Here is a 17,482-nt window from a genome sequence, read left to right as displayed (position 1 = left end):
CGATTATTGCGACGCCGCTCCTTTGCGTTCGGCTATCGCGAGGGACAGATCGTTCTGGGTGATGCGGTCCCGGTCGGACAGGACGACGAGTTTCGCGGCGTCGGCCGCAGCGCGGGCAATCTCGGCCTGGCTCAAACCGGCAGCATCTGCAACCGCTTTTTTCCAGTCGATATCCTGGGTGTCGAAGCCGGATAGGCGCGCTTGCAAAATGCCGGTCGCGACTTCAACGCTCGGCAATGCATACTCGATGACGTCATCGAACCGCCGAAAGAGCGCTGGATCGAGCAATTCCGGGTGATTAGTCGCCGCCACCACCAGACCGTCACTCTCATCCTCCTCGAGGAATTGAAGGAACGAATTGAGGACACGCCGGATCTCGCCCACGTCATTGCGTTCCGCGCGCTTCGCGCCGATCGCATCGAACTCGTCGAAGAAGTAGACGCCTTTGGTTTCAGCCATCGCCGAGAACACCAGCCGCAACTTTGAGGCGGTCTCCCCCATGAACTTCGTCATCAAGCCATCGAGCTGCACGGTGAACAACGGCGTATGGAGTTCACCGGCGAGCGCAGCCGCGGTCATTGTCTTTCCGGATCCGGGGGGACCGATGAGCAACAGTTTGCGCCGTGGGGCCAGCCCATGGCTGCGAAGCTTATGCTGTTGTCGCTGCTCGAGAATGACTCGTTTCAAACGAGCTTCGAGCTCCGCAGGAAGGATCATGCTCGACAACCGAACGTCAGTGTAGCGCACCGCAACCAGGTTCGCGAGATCACCGCGTGGCTGCGCAATAGGAACAGGGGCTTTCTTGCGCCCGGAGGTACGATCCTTGTTGGCGCGCGCTGCATCGACAAGCTCGCGGAGTTGCACAGCCACCTTTCCATGACCCCTGCGGGCCTCACTTGCTGCAGCCTGCAATGCAATCGTCAGGAACTGCTCGTCGTCGCCTTCGACGTGGCTCTTCAGCAGCGAGATCAACTGCTGCGCCGTGGTCATGACGACTGAGCTCGGTTCATAGATCGAGCTCCTTCTGATTGAATGGTCCACATTTGCGTCATCGTGTCCCTCTCGCGGTGACTTTTTGGCACTTTCGAGAGATAGACGCCTCTCCCAAAGAACTGGTTAAAATCCAGTTTAATGATCGCCATAGCGAAAAGCAATTTGAACGGAGCAACAGTTCCCAACATTTGAGACTGCAACGAGAGCAAATTCTTTCCTATCAGCTTGATGGATACATTCGCATGGTTATCCATCTATCTCACTCGGCATTGCGTTAGCGATCGAGACCAGCGTCGAACGCATCCAAGCGGGAGCCCGGACCGCATTGGATGCTAGCGTCTTCTTGTCGCTGGCCGACAGTCGACGCGAGGCGATCTGCGCAACGTCGGCGGCACGCACCGCCCCGACGTGACGAAGGGCCTGAACAACTGTGCCGGCAGCACTGCCCGGAGCAATAAGGTGCTTGGGCGAAGCGTGGCGCAGATCAACGACGCGCTTATCGAGCACAACACGGCGCGACGGGCCATCAGTCAGATAGATGCTATGTGCGGGGACCTGTGTTGACAGGCCAAGGGCATTCGCCGCGCGCGCACCGGCGATCTGCACCTGAGATCCGGTCTCCCGCGCCAACGCTTTCGCCACATCGTCAGGCGCCGAAGCTTTCCATTCCTGGCCAACCGAGAAAGCGCTTGGTCGACGGCCGCGCGCGCGGCCACGTCCAGGAAATCACTGGGCGTGAAGACACTGCCGCGCCCGCCGGCACGGGCACGCTTCATAATTAGGTCTGGAACTGATGTCGCGAGGGGTTTCATGCGTCAGAAATTAGGCTATATTTTTCTGACATTCAAGAGCGCGCTTCATGTTCGAACAATATGAGTAGATCCAAGGCGACCATTCACACGGTCGTCGTTCAGTCTACTGCCGGCACGGCTCTGCTTTCTTACATACGAAAGCAATGCCTTGAGTGCGGCGGAGATATTCCGGTTCTTTGGATAACACAGCATGAACCCCGGATGGGGGGCGACCCAGCCTTCCAGGAGTGAAATCAGACTGCCGTCGTCCAGAAAAGGCTTCGAAATTGGCTCTATGCCATAGCCTATGCCCTTGCCGCTGAGAGCGGCTGAAAGTGTGTAGGTCGAATCCGACACGATGAGCGAACCGCTGACAGCAACCTCGAAGCGTTCTTGACCGCGCTGAAACTCCCAGGGGTAGATTGCTCCGGTGTGGGGGCCTCGAAAGTTGATGCAATTATGATGAACGAGGTCTCCCGGTTCAGAGGGCGCCCCGAAACGGGCGAGATATCTTGGTGACGCGTAGACAATGCGCTTTAATTCCGGTCCTAACCGAATAGAGACCAGATCGTCCTGGATGCTCCGGTTAGGGATGACCGCAGCATCAAACCCGGACACCGCGATGTCGACGAGCACATCTCCAATCGTGAGATCGATGGTAATGTCCGTGTAAGCGGCTTCGAAGCCATTAAGAAGCGGTTCCATATAAAGCCGCATCGGCATACGCGGGACGCAAAGCTTCAGCGTCCCGGAGAGCTTTTCCCGAGGCTCCGTCAGGTCCTCCATCAAGGTGTCGAATTCGGACATCATTGGCCCGAGGCGCCGGGCCAATCGACTTCCAGCTTCGGTCAATCTGACCGTTCTCGTCGTACGCTGCAGCAGTTTCGTCCCAAGCCGCCCTTCCAGAACCTGGATTGTGTAGCTGAGAGTGGAAGGCGCGATTTTCAGGGCTGCTGCGGCCCGAACGAAACTGCCGGAATCCACGATCATCATAAAAGCACGCAGATTGCCAAAGTCGGTGCCCCGCATTCTTCGAACCTCTCGAATAGTGAAATCGAAAACAAACATATAATCGACAGGAATATGCACCAACGTCTATAGAATTAGTAGACTTTTGCTTCCTAAATAGGCCCGCCGCCCGCAATTTGAAACCGTCTGTCATGGGCGCGGCACCTCCTTATTCCTGAAGCAAAGAACGATATGCAACGAGAACTTCATTTCACCGCAAATTACAATCTTGGCCTCGGCTTGCACCCAGCGCGATGGCGCCTCATCGACAACCCCGCGCAGTTTCTCGATGTGAACGCTCACATCGAGGTCGCGCAGATCGCGGAGAAGGCAGGTTTCGACGCTGTTTTTCTATCGGACTTCCAAAGCCTTCCGATGGAGCCGCCAGTCGAACCGTGGCACGCACTCGATCCATTGCTGGCACTTTCGGCGATAGCGGCGAGAACTGAATCCGTGGGACTGATCGCCACTGTTTCCACGACATTTTCCGAGCCCTACGAACTCGCCCGCAAGCTCTCTTCGCTCGATCATATCAGCGGTGGCCGTGCTGCCTGGAATATTGTGACAAGCTATCTTCCGGAAGCAGGCTGGAATTTCGGCATGGACCTGCCGACGCATGACGAGCGTTACGACCGTGCGGAGGAGTTCGTGAGCGTTGCAAAGGCTCTCTGGGCAAGCTGGGGAGACGGTGCGCTATTACTCGACCAGGCTGGCGGCACGTTCGTCGACTGGAAGAAGGTCAGCCATCTCAACCATGTTGGAATGCATTTTAAAGTCCGTGGGCCCTTGCAGGTGCCGACCAGCCCGCAAGGAAAGCCCATCCTGGTACAAGCCGGATCCTCCGAGGTCGGCCTTAGCTTCGGCGCAAGGCACGCCGACCTGATCTATAGCCTCCAGACCAACCTCGAGGCGGCCCAGGCGGGTTACAGAAGGACGAAGGATGCGGTGCGCAAGGCGGGGCGCGATCCCGACCGGACGCTGTTCATGCCTGGAATCTATCCGGTCGTTGGCTCAACCGAAGAAGAGGCGCTCAGAAAAGTTGAACGACTCGACGCGCTTCGCGACCTCGCCGCCGATGCGCGCTGGTTCGGGATTCGTCTTGGTGTCCCTCTTGGTGGCGAGGACCTCGACAAACCGGCTCCGACCCGCGCTCAGGCTGACTTCACACCTGCGGTTTCAACCGGGATTTCGGAATCCACCTGGCAGATGATCGAGCGGCGGCCCGGCGCGACGCTGCGGGAAATCCTGCTCAGTTCGCAGGGACGCAACCGCTTTATTGCCGGGACGCCAGAGAAGGTCGCCGATGAGATTGAGTTGTGGTTCCGCAGCGGTGCGGCTGACGGCTTCAATGTCAGCGCCACGCATTTTCCCGATGGCTTCAGTTCGTTTACGGAAAGCGTCATCCCCATCCTGCAGCGACGTGGCATCTTCCGGTCGGAATATCGGCACAGCACATTGCGCGGAAACCTGGGGCTCGGTGAATGACGCGCGACCCTCACCACACGCTCACATCCACGGAACTAACGCAGAACGATCCGGTCCCGTCACCCGCTGATTTTGACGAAAGCCCAGTCGCGCGCATCTTCCGGCAGCCGACGATGCTCGGCCTCTTTCTGCCACTCAATGCCGGTGGCTGGAGTGCGTCGCATCTGCCACGCACGACGTCATGGGATTTCGGCTACAACCGCAACCTCGTACGAATCGCTGACGAACTCGGCTTCGACATCGTCTTTGGACTGTCGCAATGGCTTCCGAAAGGCGGGTTCGGCGAAGTACTGAACGGCACCTCTCTCGACCCCTTCGTCACCATGGCTGCGCTGGCGACAGAGACGAAGAATATCCTGCTCGCATCGACCGTGCATATCCTGTATGGACCTTGGCACCCGCTTCATCTGGCGCGCGCCGGCGCCACCCTCGATCACATCACAAATGGCCGCTGGGGCCTCAATGTCGTGACCGGTCATCGCCGGATTGAACACGAGATGTTCGGCGGCTCGCAGATCGAGCACGATCAGCGGTACAGGCTCGCCGACGAATTCGTCAATGCGCTGAAGGCATTGTGGCGCTCGGACGAGCCCGTCACCTTTTCCGGTAAATCGCCATGGCGGATCAAAGAGGGCTTCATCACGCCGAAGCCGCGTTTCGGCCGACCCCTTCTGATCAGCGCGACAGGCTCGCCCGCCGGCATAGACTTCGCTGCGCGGCAATCGGATATCGTCTTTGTCACTAGCCCCGGCGGGGGCAGTTTCGAGGCAGCGCGGGCGTCGCTCGGCGCCCATACCGCCACCGTCAAGGCAGCTGCGGCTCGAAACGGGCGCACAATCCGCGTCATCCTCAATCCAATCATCGTCTGTCGCGACACGGATCAGGAAGCTCAGGAATACTATGGCGCGATTGTTGCCGCCGTCGAGCAGAGGAATGTCGGCGGGCTGCATAACATTGCTGACACGAAGGATTTCGACAAACGGCTGGTCAGCGACGCGCAGGCGTGGGCGAAGAGCAACGATGTAAACTCGGTCGATGCGATCGCTGTCGGGGGGAATGTCCGGCTCGTCGGCTCGCCTCAACGGATCGTCGAACAGCTTGCCGCTTTGCATGCCGAAGGAGTGGACGGTTTCCACATCTCCTTCTTCGACTACCTGCCCGACCTCACCCATTTCGGACGAACCGTTCTCCCGCTGATGCGGGCAGCCGGTTTGCGGCTCTAGGGGTGATGAGATGACAGTTCAACAAAAAATCGCGTCGGGCCGATCAAGCGGGAGAACGGTGTCGCAAGAGCGTCTCAACCAGCTCAGTGAACAGACGCGTCGCGCAATCGCGCAGCTCGAACCGGTCACTCTGGATTGGGTTGCTCCGGTCGCCACAGATATGGACGTTGCCGTCATCGGCGGTGGTCAGAGTGGTGTTGCCATTGCGTTTGGACTGCGCCGTGCCGGCATCCGACGGGTGCAGGTTTTCGATGCCGCCACGCCGGAAACAGCGGGCGTCTGGAATACCATAGCCAGGATGCACACGCTTCGCGCGGGCAAGGGATTTACCGGTCTCGAACAGGGCATCCCTGAACTGACATTCGAGCACTGGTACGTTGCGCTTCATGGTGACGCCGCATTTGCCGCAATGGCGGAAATACCCCGCACCGTCTGGCTCGACTATCTCAACTGGTATCGCGAAACGGCGGGGATCGACGTGCGATGGCAGCATCGCCTGATTTCGATCGATCCGCGTTCGGACGCCGAAAACGCACCGCTCAATCTGCGCTTTGAACTGCAGGACAAGGGCGTGATAGATCTGTCAACACAGACGATCGTACTGGCAACTGGCCTGGACGGCTTGGGCGAACCCTATATACCGTCGGTTCTTTCCCACACTCTTCCTCCCGACCGCCTTGTCCACACGAACGACCTCATTAATTTCGCTAGCCTTCGCGGCTTGAGCGTGGGTGTGGTCGGAGCGGCCGCCTCCGCGTTCGACGCAGCGGCTGTCGCGCTGGAACATGGTGCAGCGAGTGTGCATCAATTCGTCCGACACGGCGATCTCGTAGAGGCCAACGATCAGGCTGCCGCCAGACCCTCGGCTGACAAGCTGTTCTTTCCGGAATTCGATGATGCAATGCGATGGCGTTTGATTTTGGAGCGCCGGCGACGCAGCTCCGCGCCGGATGCGGCCATCGCCCGGGCCTGCCAGCATCCGAACCACTATCTCCATTTCAACGTTGCGGCAGAACAGATTGTAGCTCTTGGCGACGATATCGTAGCGAGAACGACGACGGGCGATATAATGCTGGACACGGTCATTGCCGCGACCGGCTATAGGCAAAACGTTTATGCCCGGCCGGAACTGACCGCCGCGGCTCCCCACATTCTCCTCTGGCAAGACCGCGTTGCGGCGGCGGAGAGGGAAAGCGGCTGGTCTTCGCATCCCTATCTTGGGAAAGGTTTTGAATTGCAGGAGATAGAGCCTGGTTCGGCGCCATGGCTTAAGCGTATCCATGTCTATACCTTCGCGGCGATCATCAGTCACGGCATCCATGCTGGCGATATCGGCAGCGCCGCGATCGCACTGCCCCGCCTGATCGCGGCAGTCGCTCGCTCACTCTTTATCCATGCTCGCGCGGACTACGAGCGGCTTGCGAGCCTCGGGCCGTCCATCGCGGTCGACCGCGTCGCTCCCTCACCCGTCTCCGGACCTTGGGAGGCAGCTCCATGAAGAGGCTTACGCGGGTTGGCCGCAGTCTGCTACGCAACCTCATTCAGGCGGTCCCGACGATGTTCGTCATCGTCACGCTCGGTTTCTTCGTGCTGCAGCTCGCGCCTGGGGATGCCGCCGATTACATGGCGGCCGAATCCGGTGCCGCCACGCAGGAAACGGTGGCCGACATTCGCCGGGCTTTCGGGCTCGATCTGCCGCTGCTCGATCAGCTTGCGAACTACTATACAAGTCTGGCGCATTTCAGTCTCGGCATATCTCCCCGCTACGGTGTCCCCGTCGCCGATCTCATCATGGAGCGTCTGCCGGGTACCCTGACGCTCATGGTTCTTGCGATCGTCATCGCCCTGCTGGTGGGGATCGCAGCTGGCACGATCATGGCACTGAACGCAACGCGCGCGGCCGATCGCATTCTTTCGGTGGCATCGCTGCTGTTCTACTCAGTCCCGACATTCTGGATCGGATTGATCTTCATCATCGTCTTCTCGGTGAAGCTCGGCTGGCTACCGGCTGGCGGCATGAAAACCATCGGCGCTTCCTCGGGGGGCTTTGGCTGGCTTATCGACCGCGCCTCTTATGCATTGCTCCCCGCGACGTCACTGGCGCTCTATTACATGGCGATCTACGCACGTCTCACCCGATCTTCTATCCTTGAGGTCATCGGGCAGGATCATGTCCGCACCGCAAAGGCGAAGGGTCTGGCGCCACGACAGGTTGTCCTTCGCCACGTGCTGCGCAACGCGCTCATCCCGATCACCACGGTGGCCGGTATCCACGTGGCCGGCATTCTTGGCGGCGCCATCGTCATCGAAACGGTCTTCAGTTGGCCAGGCATGGGTCGGCTTGCCTTTGATGCCGTCATGGCGCGTGAATATACGCTGTTGCTCGGCATCATGCTGGTCTCGTCTGTCCTGGTGATTTGCGTCAACGCTATCGTCGACATCATCCAGGCTGCCCTCGATCCCAGAATCGAGGTGCGCTGATGAGCGGCTTCGATATCGAATCCTCAACCGCACGCATGGCAGCCGGTGAAGCCCCCTGGAGCAACATCGGCAATCCTGTCATTGCGCGCTCGGTCCTGCGCGACTTTCTCTCGAACCCGGGCGCGACAGCCGGTCTCATGACACTCAGCATTATAATGCTCCTGGCGCTGTTGGCCCCGTGGCTGGCTCCGGGCGATCCGCAGTCGATTGTCGGCCCTGAGCGTCTTTGGCCCGGAGAAAATCCGGACTTTCTACTCGGCACGGATTCACTCGGTCGAAGCGTCTGGGCGGGACTGGTACATGGCGCCCGTGTCTCGCTGCTGGTGGGGATTTCCGCAACAATTCTCGGTCTGGTGTTCGGTGGACTTATTGGAGCCATCGCCGGCTATTGCGGCGGCTGGATCGACGATCTCATCGTCCGGTTCATCGAGATATTCCAGACCATTCCTAGCTTCGTCCTGCTGGTCGTTCTCGTCGCCTTCGCGACACCGACAATCGGTACGGTCATCGTCGGCATCGCACTTGTGTCCTGGGCGATGATCGCGCGTCTCACCCGCGCCGAGTTCCGCTCGATCCGGGAGAAGGATTTCGTCATGGCTGCCAGGGCGTCTGGCATTTCGGCGCCACGGATCATTCTGCAGGAAATCCTGCCCAACGCCCTGCCCTCGCTCATCGTGGTCTCATCGATCATGGTTGCCTCGGCGATCCTGATGGAATCTGCGCTGTCCTTCATGGGGCTTAGCGATCCGAATACCGTCACCTGGGGATCAATGATCGGCGCCAGCCGCGAGGTGATCCGCAGCCACTGGTACCTCACGCTCATGCCCGGTGGGTGCATCGTCCTCACCGTGCTGGCGCTCAACCTCATCGGGGATGGCCTCAACGACGCGCTCAACCCGCGGATCAGGCGCAAAGTCCGCTCGCGGAAAGCAGTGGAATGATGGCGATACCTTTGCTTGGTGTCCGCGACCTCTCAGTCCGATATCACAGCCGGAGCGGTGAAGCGGTTGCCGTCGAGAACCTTTCCTTCGACATCGCCGCCGGCGAGGCTGTCGCTCTGGTCGGCGAATCCGGTTGCGGGAAAAGCACGACTGCCCTTGCGCTGTCCAACCTCCTGCCGGACGAAGCGTCCAGCAGCGGCGAGGTGACCTTCGATGGCCTGGATCTCTTCCGCCTCCCACCCAAGGCATGGCGGCCCATTCTCGGACCCCGGATCGGCATGATCTTCCAGGAGCCGATGAGCGCTCTCAATCCGGTCTATACGGTCGGAGACCAGATCGCCGAGGTACTGCACGCCCATGAACGGCTGTCCCGGAAGGCTGCACGTTCGCGGGTTCTGGAATTACTCGATCTGGTGTCAATGCCGGAACCACACCGTCGTATCGCGTCCTATCCACACGAACTGTCCGGGGGCCAGAGACAGCGTGCCATGATCGCCCAGGCGATCGCGCTCACGCCGCTCCTGCTGATCGCAGACGAACCGACCACGGCTCTCGACTCGACGATCCAGAGCCAGATCCTCGAATTGATCGATCGTCTTCGGCGCGATCTGTCCATGGGCCTGCTTCTCATCTCCCACGATCTGACACTGGTGTCGCGCTGGACCGACCGCGTGGTCGTCATGCACAACGGCAAAAGGATGGAAGAGCTCAAGGCAGAGCATCTGTTTCAGGAGAGCCAGCATCCCTACACGAAAGGGCTGATCGGCGCATCGATCCGTCTCGGCGATGGGCGCCACGCTTCATCGGAGCGGCTGAACGAGATCCGGACCCACAGGAACAGCAACGGCACAACCAGCTTCGAGATCCGTAGCCCGCCGGTTGCAGCGGAACCGCGCACCAATGCAACGGCAGATGCGCTTCTGGAAGTCGAGGATCTCACGGTTCGCTATGACCCCGCTAGCAAGACACCGCCTGCCGTCGATCGTGTGACCTTCGAACTCCTGCGCGGCGAAACGCTCGGGCTGGTCGGAGAATCCGGTAGCGGCAAGTCTTCGCTTTCAAAGGCGCTCAGCCGTCTGATACCCGTTGCCGGCGGACAGATCCTGTTCGAAGGTCAGGACATCACCCACGCAGGTGGAGCCGACCTGCGCGCCTTCCGCGGGCGCGTGCAGATGATCTTCCAGGATCCTTATTCTTCCCTAAACCCGCGCCGGACCGTTGGAGATATTCTCGATAGCGTGCTGCATGCACACAAGTATCGCAATTCCGCCGACAGGCAATCGCGCATAAGCGAAGCTCTCGACCAGGTCCGCCTGCCACGTTCGGCGGTGGAGCGCTTTCCCCATGAATTCTCCGGTGGGCAGCGTCAACGGATCGCGATTGCCAGAGCCCTGATCGTGCGGCCCTCGCTCGTCATCTGCGACGAACCGGTATCGGCACTCGACGTGTCCGTTCAGGCGCAAATTCTCAACTTGCTTGCCGATCTCAAGGAGGAAGCCGGTCTTTCCTATCTCTTCATCTCCCACGATCTGGCTGTCGTGAAATACATCTCGGACAGGATCATGGTCATGAAGGATGGACACATCATCGAGCGCGGCAACCACCAAAATCTATGGAGCAATCCCTCCCATGAATACACGAGGAAGCTGATCGCAGCAGCTTCGTAACGGCAACGGACTCCCTAAAACAACAGAACCCGAAACTTCACGAGCCAGGAGAATTTCATGATCAAACTGTCGCGCCGGACGTTCAACGCCGCCCTCGGAATCGGCGCATTGGGTACCGCCATACCCGGTATTTCGTTCGCTCAAACTACGCCGGTGCGTGGCGGTACCGCCCGCATCGTCGCCGCCAGCGAACCCGCCATGCTCATCGAATTGTTCCAGAACACCGGCAACGCCGGCGTCGGTTCCCGTGTCATCGAAGGGTTGTTGAAGGTCAGTTTCGACCGGACCTTCAAACCACATCTTGCGGAGAGCTGGGATATCAGCGCGGATGGAAAGACCTACACTTTTCACCTGCGCCCGGGCATCAAGTGGCATGACGGTCAACCGTTCACCTCCGCGGACGTTGCATTCTCGCTGCTGACGTTGAAGGAAACCCATCCGCGCCGGCGTGTGACGTTTGCATCGCTCGAAAAGATCGACACGCCCGATCCACTGACGGTCGTCGCCCAGTTCAAGACACCGGTTCCATTCCTGTTGCCGGCCCTTTCCGGCATCGCTTCGCCCATCATCCCGAAACACCTCTACGAAGAGACGGATATTCGGGCGAACCCCTATAACGCAAAACCGATAGGCACGGGCCCCTACGTGTTCAAGGAGTGGGAACGCGGCAGCCATATCCTGCTCGAACGCAATCCCGATTACTGGATCAAGGATCTGCCCCTGCTCGATGCTGTGGTGACACGGTTTATCGTTGATGTCAGCGCCCGCGGGGCGGCTTTCGAGGCGGGAGACGTCGATGTAGGCTATCACACACCCGTGCCGCTCGACGAGATCAAGCGCCTTGGCGACGATCCGCGCTTCGGCGTCGAGACTCGCGGTTACGAGCTTGAAGGCAGTCTGAACCAGTTGTTTTTCCGTCTGGATCATCCGATTCTCAGCGATCTGCGTGTTCGCCAGGCTTTCGCTCACGCCATCAATATCGACGACTACATCCGTCTCGTCTGGAAGGGATATGCTGTGCCGTCCCCGACCGCGATTGCACCGTCGATGGCAGAATATCACGATCCAAGTATCGGCTTCTATGCCTTCGACAAGGCCAAGGCGGAAGCGCTTCTTGATGAGGCCGGCCACAAGCGTGGTGGTGATGGGAAACGGTTCGCGCTGCGCCTTACCTACAATCCTGTCTACGGGCCAACCCGTGTCGGCGCAGAATTCCTCCGATCCGCCTTCGGCGACATCGGCGTCGACGTGGCGATCCAGAGCTACGACTACGCGACCTACATCAAGAGCGTCTATACCGACGCGGCCTTCGATATCGACCTCCAGCATCTTGCCAACGGTTATGATCCGACGGACGGCATCCAGCGCGGCTACTGGTCGAAGAACATCAAGAAGGGCGTGCCGTGGTCCAATCACTCCGGCTACAGCAATGCCGAGGTCGATGAGATCTTCGAGAAAGGATCGATCGAAATCGATCCGGCGAAGCGCAAAGAATACTTCGTCAGGTTCCAACACATCCTTCACCGCGATCTGCCGGCGGTAAACCTCGTTCAGTTCCAGAACCTGACGCTCTATCGCAAGACGCTGCACAACCACACCGAGGATTCGTCCGGGCATTCGGTCGACTTCGCCGCTGCGTGGCTGGGAAGCTGAGCTTTATCCGGCAGGCGGGCTCCACAGGCGCCGCCTGCCACGTAGCGCGACAACACCGTCATTATTTCCAAATTGTAAGTGAACGCCCTTGACCCATCATCCTCATACCTGGCCGACAATCGACACACCCGCATTCCGCACACTCGTGGCAATTTTCCGGCCGGTGTTCGCCGAAATCGCCGAAGGCTCGCGCCAAAGAGATGCGACACGCACACTCCCGCGCGATGAAGTCGCAAGGCTGAAAGCGCTCAAATTCGGTGCGCTGCTTCTCCCCAAAGATAAAGGCGGTTTGGGAGCGACACCGCTGGAACTCCTTGCATTGCTCGTCGAGCTTGCAGAGGCAGACTCGAATGTCGCGCAGATCTTCCGCGCCCATTTCGGATTGCTCGGACAGCTTCTCGACGAACCATCCAACGCCTGGACGAGGCGTTGCATCGACATCATCGGATCCGGGGAGATCATCTCCGCTGCAGCGACGGAGGTTGGAAATGCCACGCTTGGCAAATTTTCGACTTCCATCATAAAAACCAATGAGGGCCATCGTCTCAACGGCCAGAAATTCTATACGACCGGCGCTCTGTTCTCGGAATGGATGACTGTCAGCGGCTTGAACAATGCTGACGAGCTGATCATAGCGCTTATAAAAACGACGGCGCCAGGAACGTCCATTGTCGATGACTGGAACGGTTTCGGACAGAGACTGACCGCCAGTGGGACCGCCGTATTCGATCAGGTCCTTCTGCACGATGACGATATTGCGCCATCGGCATCGCGGTGGCCGTTCCTGACGGCCTTCGCTCAATTGGCCCATCTGGCAACGCTTGTCGGAATCGGGCGGGGGGCGTCCACTGCCGTTGCGGACTATGTGCGGTCACGCAAACGGACATATTCCCACGCGGCTGCCAGCACCGCGAGCGACGATCCGCAGGTGCTCCAGCTCGTCGGTAAGGTGTTTGCCAATGCGCACGGGGCAAACTCGATCGTACTTTCAGCCGCCGACGCCTATCACCGCGCTGTTGCTAAAGGCTGCAGGGAAAGAACGGAGATCGGCAAACTCGAGGTGCAGATTTACCAGGCACAGGTCGTCGTCCACCAACTCATCCTCGATGCGACGACCGTCCTCTTCGACGGACTGGGAGCGTCTGCGCTCAGCAACGAGTTGGGGCTGGATCGCTATTGGCGAAACGCCCGCGCCATCTCCTCCCACAATCCGGTCATCTACAAGGAGCGTCAGATCGGTGATTTCGCGGTTAACCGCAGCCTGCCGCCGGATCTTTGGACCACCGGCATTGGAAAGGCCTAGCGGATGTTTCGCGTCGAGGCTGGTCAACCTCACCTCAGCCGGCGCTGAACCAGATCGCGTGACTTAATTAGGAGATCTTATGGGAAATAAGCTGTTCGTTCTCGACCTGGGTGAAATTCGTGTCGACGAAAACTTCATCATCGCCAACTCCACTTTTGTCACGCCGCAGAAGCCGACGGTGAGTAGTCGTCTGATCGACATTCCGGTCTCCGCCTACCTCATCCAATGCACCGATGCCACGGTCCTCTACGACACAGGATGTCACCCGGAATGCATGGGAACGAATGGCCGGTGGCCCGCGCAATCGCAACTGAACGCGCCCTATATCGGGGCGTCGGAATGCAATCTGCCGGAACGGCTGAGGCAGCTCGGCCTTTCACCGGACGAAATTTCGACGGTGGTCCTGTCGCATCTTCACAATGATCACGCCGGTTGCGTCGAGTATTTCGGAAAGTCGAGGCTGATTGCACATGAAGATGAATTCGCAACCGCAGTCCGGTATTTCGCGACGGGGGATCATTCGTCGCCTTACATCGTCAAGGATATCGAGGCGTGGTTTGCGGCCCCACGAAACTGGGATCTTGTCAGTCGCGATGAGAGAGAAAGAGAACTCGCGCCTGGAGTGACCCTGCTCAACTTCGGAAGCGGCCATGCTGCCGGGATGTTGGGTATTGCCGTGGAGCTTGAGAAGCGGCCCGGGTTTCTGCTCGTTTCAGACGCTTGTTACACCGCCACAAATTATGGTCCTCCGGCCCGCCGAGCCGGCGTTCTCCACGATACGATCGGTTACGATCGGACGGTCAGCTATATCAGGAAATACGCCGAATCCCGTTCTCTCAAAGTCCTCTTCGGTCACGACCGGGAGCAGTTTGCGAGCCTGATCAAATCCACGGACGGATTTTATGAATAAGGAGCTCGCCAGGACTTCAACTGGCGGCGGCCGCGGCTGTGAAAACGCCAAGGCAACTACCCCAGTAGAACTGCCCAATTGCCTCTACCTCAAACCGCATAAGCCAATTCACCCTATGAAAGGATCCTTCAAATGACTTCATCTAAAGTAACTTCTTCACCCTTATCAAGCTCGCTTTCTCGCCGCCGTCTGCTCCAGGCAGGGGCGGGTCTTGCCGTGGCGGGAAGTGGATTTCTGCCCAGCTGGGAAGCACGCGCTCAGAGTTTTAAATCCGCTCCGCTGCATCAGCTTTTGCTGCTGAGCAATGAATGGAACACCATCATCAACGATGCGGCAAAGCGGGCCGCAGCTGTTCTCGGCCTTCCCTATAGTTCGACGACGTTCAACCTCAACGATGGCACGGCCGTTACGCAGGCGCAGTCCGCCGCTGCGGCAGGTGCAAAACTCTTCCTCATCGTCAGCGCCGACGGGAGCAGTCTGAAGCGGATTGCCCGGACAGCGCAAGAGGGCGGCGGCTATGTGGTCAATGTCGGCAACAACATTCCCTGGACATCTCCGATTGACGCCGGAACCGGCTTTGCGCAGGCAATCGTTGCGCGTGAGGACGGAAATCGCGGCGGTAATATGTATGAAGCCGTCAAATACACCATTGGCCTGGCGGTGAAGAAGTTCGGGCCGGACGCCAAATTCCTGCATATCACCGGTTCGAAGGGTTCATCCTACGACAATCTGCGCACGGCGGCCGTGAAGCGTGCGCTTGCCGAATTTCCCGGTGTAACGATCGCCGGAAGTCTGCCAGGCAATTGGAGCGCCGAGGAAGGGCAGAAAGCGACCGAGGACCTCATCGCCCGCCACGGCGTGCCCAACGGCATTATCGCCCAGAATGATGGATCGCTGACCGGGGTTCTGGCAGCGCTGCGCGGTCTCAAGATCGAGGCCGGTGAGGAAGTGCTCACGGTTGGAGCGGATGGCGCAACCGATATCTTCAGGGCAATCAAGGCCGGAAAAGTCGCGGCCACCGCGTTCCAGTCTCCGGCCTATTACGGTGTCCAGGCTGTCGCCCGGCTCTTCGATGCTCTGAACGGCTATGAGGCGTCCGCCCCGGAAAGGTTCGTGGGGTTCAATGGGCTTCTCGTCACCAAAGACAATGTTGATGGTGTTCTGGCGCGCTACGTGGACAATCCGAACCTGCCCTTCGATCCGAAGCTGCTGTCGCATGTCATCAGCGGCGACAAATGGGACCCTCAGGCGCCGCTCGCCCCGATCAGGTACGACGACTACTTCACTGCCACCGGCATCGAGAAGCCTGCAGATTACCGACCTCAGGCAGACTATGCCAAGTCTATCGAAACGGGCGAGTTCGACGCTGTCACGAAGCGCTACGAGAGCGCCTACAAACTCAAGCTGGACGACTTCAGCTTCAAGGGCATCAAGGCCTGAGAATGTCCATTCTGAGCGTCGAGAGCCTCACCCATTCCTTTGGTCCTTCGCCCGCCCTTCGCGATATAAACCTCGCGATCCGGTCGGGAGAGGTTGTCGGTATCGTTGGGGAAAATGGAGCTGGCAAGTCGACGCTTCTTAACGTGCTTTCCGGTACATTGAAACCATCCAGAGGAACCGTAGCGATCGGCGGCACGCCGGTCGCCCTGGAAAATTATTACGAGGCCAATCAGCGCGGGATCTGGCGGATCTTTCAGGATCCCGCGCTGATCGGGGCCCTGCCTGTCTATGAGAGCCTTTTCCTCGGCCATGAAAAGCGTTTCACGCGCTTTGGGGTGCTGAATAAGGCGAAGATGATTGATATTGCCCGCGACCTCGTGCGTTCCATGGGTATCGCGGTCGACGTCAAGCACCTGATGCTGAACTACGACTTCGCCACCCGGCAATCGCTGGAGGTCTGTCGGGCAATTCTGTTACCGAAAGTGCTGGGGTTGCCCTCCGGTTTCGTACTCTTCGACGAGCCGACAACCGGGCTTAGCCGTGCCGAGGTGGTCCGGCTTCTGGAAAGCATGGGCAGGCTTCGCAGGCAAGGCGCGGGCGTGGCCTTCGTTTCGCATCGCCTGCAGGAAGTTTTCGACGTCTGCGATCGGCTGATCGTCCTGAAGGATGGTGCGATCGTCGGAGAAGGGCCGATTTCTCAGTTCGATGAGGCCGGATTGCACCGGTTGATGGTCGGCCGGGCTTTCGAAAGCACGACGCCGGGCAAGAGGTCGACGCTCAATGAAGAGCCCTTTCTTGTCGTCAAGGGGCTTTCACGTTCCAGCCGACCGTCGGCAGGGCAACGCTTAACGCACCTCACCGACATTTCCTTCAACGTCGGAAAGGGCGAGATCGTCGGTATCGGCGGTCTTCTGGGATCGGGCAAGGGGCAACTTCTGCGCGTTCTGGCGGGCGTAACCTCCCATCGGGACGGCACGGTCGAGCTTGGGGGCATGCCGCTTGCAGGATCTATCGCCCAGCGGAAACAAAGGGGCATCGCATTCATTCCCGGTGATCGGTCGAACGAAGCGGTAGTCGTGACCGCGGATGTCGCATCGAACATTTCTCTGCCGAGCGGTCATGCCGGCGCTCGCGGTTTTTCCAACGCATTCGGCATCTGGCGTTCTGCTCGTGAGCAAAATGTCGCCAGACAGATGATCGTGTCCCTGCGGATCAAGGCCGTTTCAGGTCAACCCCTGCGTACACTGAGCGGTGGCAATCAGCAGAAGGTATCATTGGCGCGCTGGATCCATCGCGAGCCGGTGCTGCTTCTGATAGAGAATCCAACCGCTGGCGTGGATGTGGGAGCCAAGCGTGAAATCTACGCGCTTTTGCGAGATCTTACCGCTCATGGCACCTCGATCCTTTACGTTACAGATGATCTCCCGGAGCTGATCTCGCTCAGCGACCGGATACTGATCATGCGAGATGGTCGGATCGTCAGCGATATCGACAACCGCCAAACGCTCACGACCGAGCACGCCCTTGTCGCCGATATGATTGGTCCCGCCTCGAACGAGAAGACGCCGATTGTTGCGCCTTGAAGAG

At 59.1% G+C, this 17,482-nt stretch carries 13 protein-coding genes and 1 pseudogene; 11 read left to right on the top strand and 3 right to left on the bottom strand.

The window, feature by feature from the left end; all coding sequences use genetic code 11:
- Positions 1 to 3 precede the first annotated feature (3 nt).
- From FS819_RS27530 to FS819_RS27520, 3 genes and pseudogenes are all read right to left on the bottom strand, one after another.
- Positions 4 to 990 (bottom strand): AAA family ATPase, encoded by a 987-nt coding sequence (locus tag FS819_RS27530; protein ID WP_156550882.1) that lies wholly within the window; start codon positions 988 to 990, stop codon positions 4 to 6.
- Positions 991 to 1,239: 249 nt separating this feature from the next.
- A pseudogene (locus FS819_RS27525) lies at positions 1,240 to 1,769 on the bottom strand (DUF6088 family protein).
- Positions 1,770 to 1,850: 81 nt separating this feature from the next.
- Positions 1,851 to 2,813: a LysR family transcriptional regulator gene (locus FS819_RS27520; protein ID WP_156550881.1), complete on the bottom strand. Its 963-nt coding sequence runs from the start codon at positions 2,811 to 2,813 to the stop codon at positions 1,851 to 1,853.
- Between the two features lie 171 nt (positions 2,814 to 2,984).
- On the opposite strand from FS819_RS27520, the gene FS819_RS27515 reads away from it, so the two are divergent.
- The 11 genes from FS819_RS27515 to FS819_RS27465 all read left to right on the top strand — a co-directional run bounded on the left by FS819_RS27515 (position 2,985) and on the right by FS819_RS27465 (position 17,478).
- Complete coding sequence (locus tag FS819_RS27515) at positions 2,985 to 4,277, top strand: NtaA/DmoA family FMN-dependent monooxygenase (RefSeq protein WP_010974866.1); 1,293 nt, start codon at positions 2,985 to 2,987, stop codon at positions 4,275 to 4,277.
- Positions 4,274 to 5,500: an LLM class flavin-dependent oxidoreductase gene (locus FS819_RS27510; RefSeq protein WP_010974865.1), complete on the top strand. Its 1,227-nt coding sequence runs from the start codon at positions 4,274 to 4,276 to the stop codon at positions 5,498 to 5,500. Before FS819_RS27515 ends, FS819_RS27510 begins: the two co-directional genes overlap by 4 nt.
- Before the next feature lie 10 nt (positions 5,501 to 5,510).
- Positions 5,511 to 6,998: a SidA/IucD/PvdA family monooxygenase gene (locus FS819_RS27505; protein WP_012655011.1), complete on the top strand. Its 1,488-nt coding sequence runs from the start codon at positions 5,511 to 5,513 to the stop codon at positions 6,996 to 6,998.
- Positions 6,995 to 7,981 (top strand): ABC transporter permease, encoded by a 987-nt coding sequence (locus FS819_RS27500; protein WP_045023439.1) that lies wholly within the window; start codon positions 6,995 to 6,997, stop codon positions 7,979 to 7,981. Before FS819_RS27505 ends, FS819_RS27500 begins: the two co-directional genes overlap by 4 nt.
- Entirely contained in the window at positions 7,981 to 8,922 is a 942-nt protein-coding gene (locus tag FS819_RS27495; protein WP_010974806.1) for an ABC transporter permease, read from the top strand. Before FS819_RS27500 ends, FS819_RS27495 begins: the two co-directional genes overlap by 1 nt.
- Positions 8,919 to 10,589, top strand: a complete 1,671-nt coding sequence (locus FS819_RS27490; protein WP_045023436.1) for a dipeptide ABC transporter ATP-binding protein — start codon at positions 8,919 to 8,921, stop codon at positions 10,587 to 10,589. Before FS819_RS27495 ends, FS819_RS27490 begins: the two co-directional genes overlap by 4 nt.
- A gap of 57 nt (positions 10,590 to 10,646) precedes the next feature.
- Entirely contained in the window at positions 10,647 to 12,242 is a 1,596-nt protein-coding gene (locus FS819_RS27485) for an ABC transporter substrate-binding protein (protein ID WP_010974864.1), read from the top strand.
- Positions 12,243 to 12,330: 88 nt separating this feature from the next.
- The gene (locus FS819_RS27480) at positions 12,331 to 13,545 is read left to right on the top strand and encodes an acyl-CoA dehydrogenase family protein (protein WP_010974863.1); all 1,215 of its coding nucleotides are present in this window, start codon (positions 12,331 to 12,333) and stop codon (positions 13,543 to 13,545) included.
- Between the two features lie 79 nt (positions 13,546 to 13,624).
- The gene (gene aiiB / locus FS819_RS27475) at positions 13,625 to 14,455 is read left to right on the top strand and encodes a quorum-quenching N-acyl homoserine lactonase AiiB (protein ID WP_156550880.1); all 831 of its coding nucleotides are present in this window, start codon (positions 13,625 to 13,627) and stop codon (positions 14,453 to 14,455) included.
- A gap of 132 nt (positions 14,456 to 14,587) precedes the next feature.
- On the top strand, positions 14,588 to 15,895 hold the full coding sequence (locus FS819_RS27470) for a sugar ABC transporter substrate-binding protein (RefSeq protein ID WP_045023428.1): 1,308 nt from the start codon (positions 14,588 to 14,590) through the stop codon (positions 15,893 to 15,895).
- 2 nt (positions 15,896 to 15,897) lie between these two features.
- On the top strand, positions 15,898 to 17,478 hold the full coding sequence (locus FS819_RS27465) for a sugar ABC transporter ATP-binding protein (protein WP_233278969.1): 1,581 nt from the start codon (positions 15,898 to 15,900) through the stop codon (positions 17,476 to 17,478).
- Positions 17,479 to 17,482: the final 4 nt, after the last annotated feature.

The sequence above is a fragment of the Allorhizobium sp. Av2 genome, assembly GCF_021462805.2.
Lineage (GTDB): Bacteria > Pseudomonadota > Alphaproteobacteria > Rhizobiales > Rhizobiaceae > Allorhizobium > Allorhizobium vitis_G.
The sequence above is the reverse complement of the archived record's forward strand: the minus strand, read 5'-3'. Positions and strand labels throughout refer to the sequence as shown.

Coding starts and splice junctions, on each gene's coding strand:
- FS819_RS27530 (WP_156550882.1), bottom strand. CDS start 990: ATGACCACGGCGCAGCAGTTGATCTCGCTGCTGAAGAGCCACGTCGAA.
- FS819_RS27500 (WP_045023439.1), top strand. CDS start 6,995: ATGAAGAGGCTTACGCGGGTTGGCCGCAGTCTGCTACGCAACCTCATT.
- FS819_RS27515 (WP_010974866.1), top strand. CDS start 2,985: ATGCAACGAGAACTTCATTTCACCGCAAATTACAATCTTGGCCTCGGC.
- FS819_RS27520 (WP_156550881.1), bottom strand. CDS start 2,813: ATGCGGGGCACCGACTTTGGCAATCTGCGTGCTTTTATGATGATCGTG.
- FS819_RS27510 (WP_010974865.1), top strand. CDS start 4,274: ATGACGCGCGACCCTCACCACACGCTCACATCCACGGAACTAACGCAG.
- FS819_RS27465 (WP_233278969.1), top strand. CDS start 15,898: ATGTCCATTCTGAGCGTCGAGAGCCTCACCCATTCCTTTGGTCCTTCG.
- FS819_RS27505 (WP_012655011.1), top strand. CDS start 5,511: ATGACAGTTCAACAAAAAATCGCGTCGGGCCGATCAAGCGGGAGAACG.
- FS819_RS27490 (WP_045023436.1), top strand. CDS start 8,919: ATGATGGCGATACCTTTGCTTGGTGTCCGCGACCTCTCAGTCCGATAT.
- aiiB (WP_156550880.1), top strand. CDS start 13,625: ATGGGAAATAAGCTGTTCGTTCTCGACCTGGGTGAAATTCGTGTCGAC.
- FS819_RS27495 (WP_010974806.1), top strand. CDS start 7,981: ATGAGCGGCTTCGATATCGAATCCTCAACCGCACGCATGGCAGCCGGT.
- FS819_RS27485 (WP_010974864.1), top strand. CDS start 10,647: ATGATCAAACTGTCGCGCCGGACGTTCAACGCCGCCCTCGGAATCGGC.
- FS819_RS27470 (WP_045023428.1), top strand. CDS start 14,588: ATGACTTCATCTAAAGTAACTTCTTCACCCTTATCAAGCTCGCTTTCT.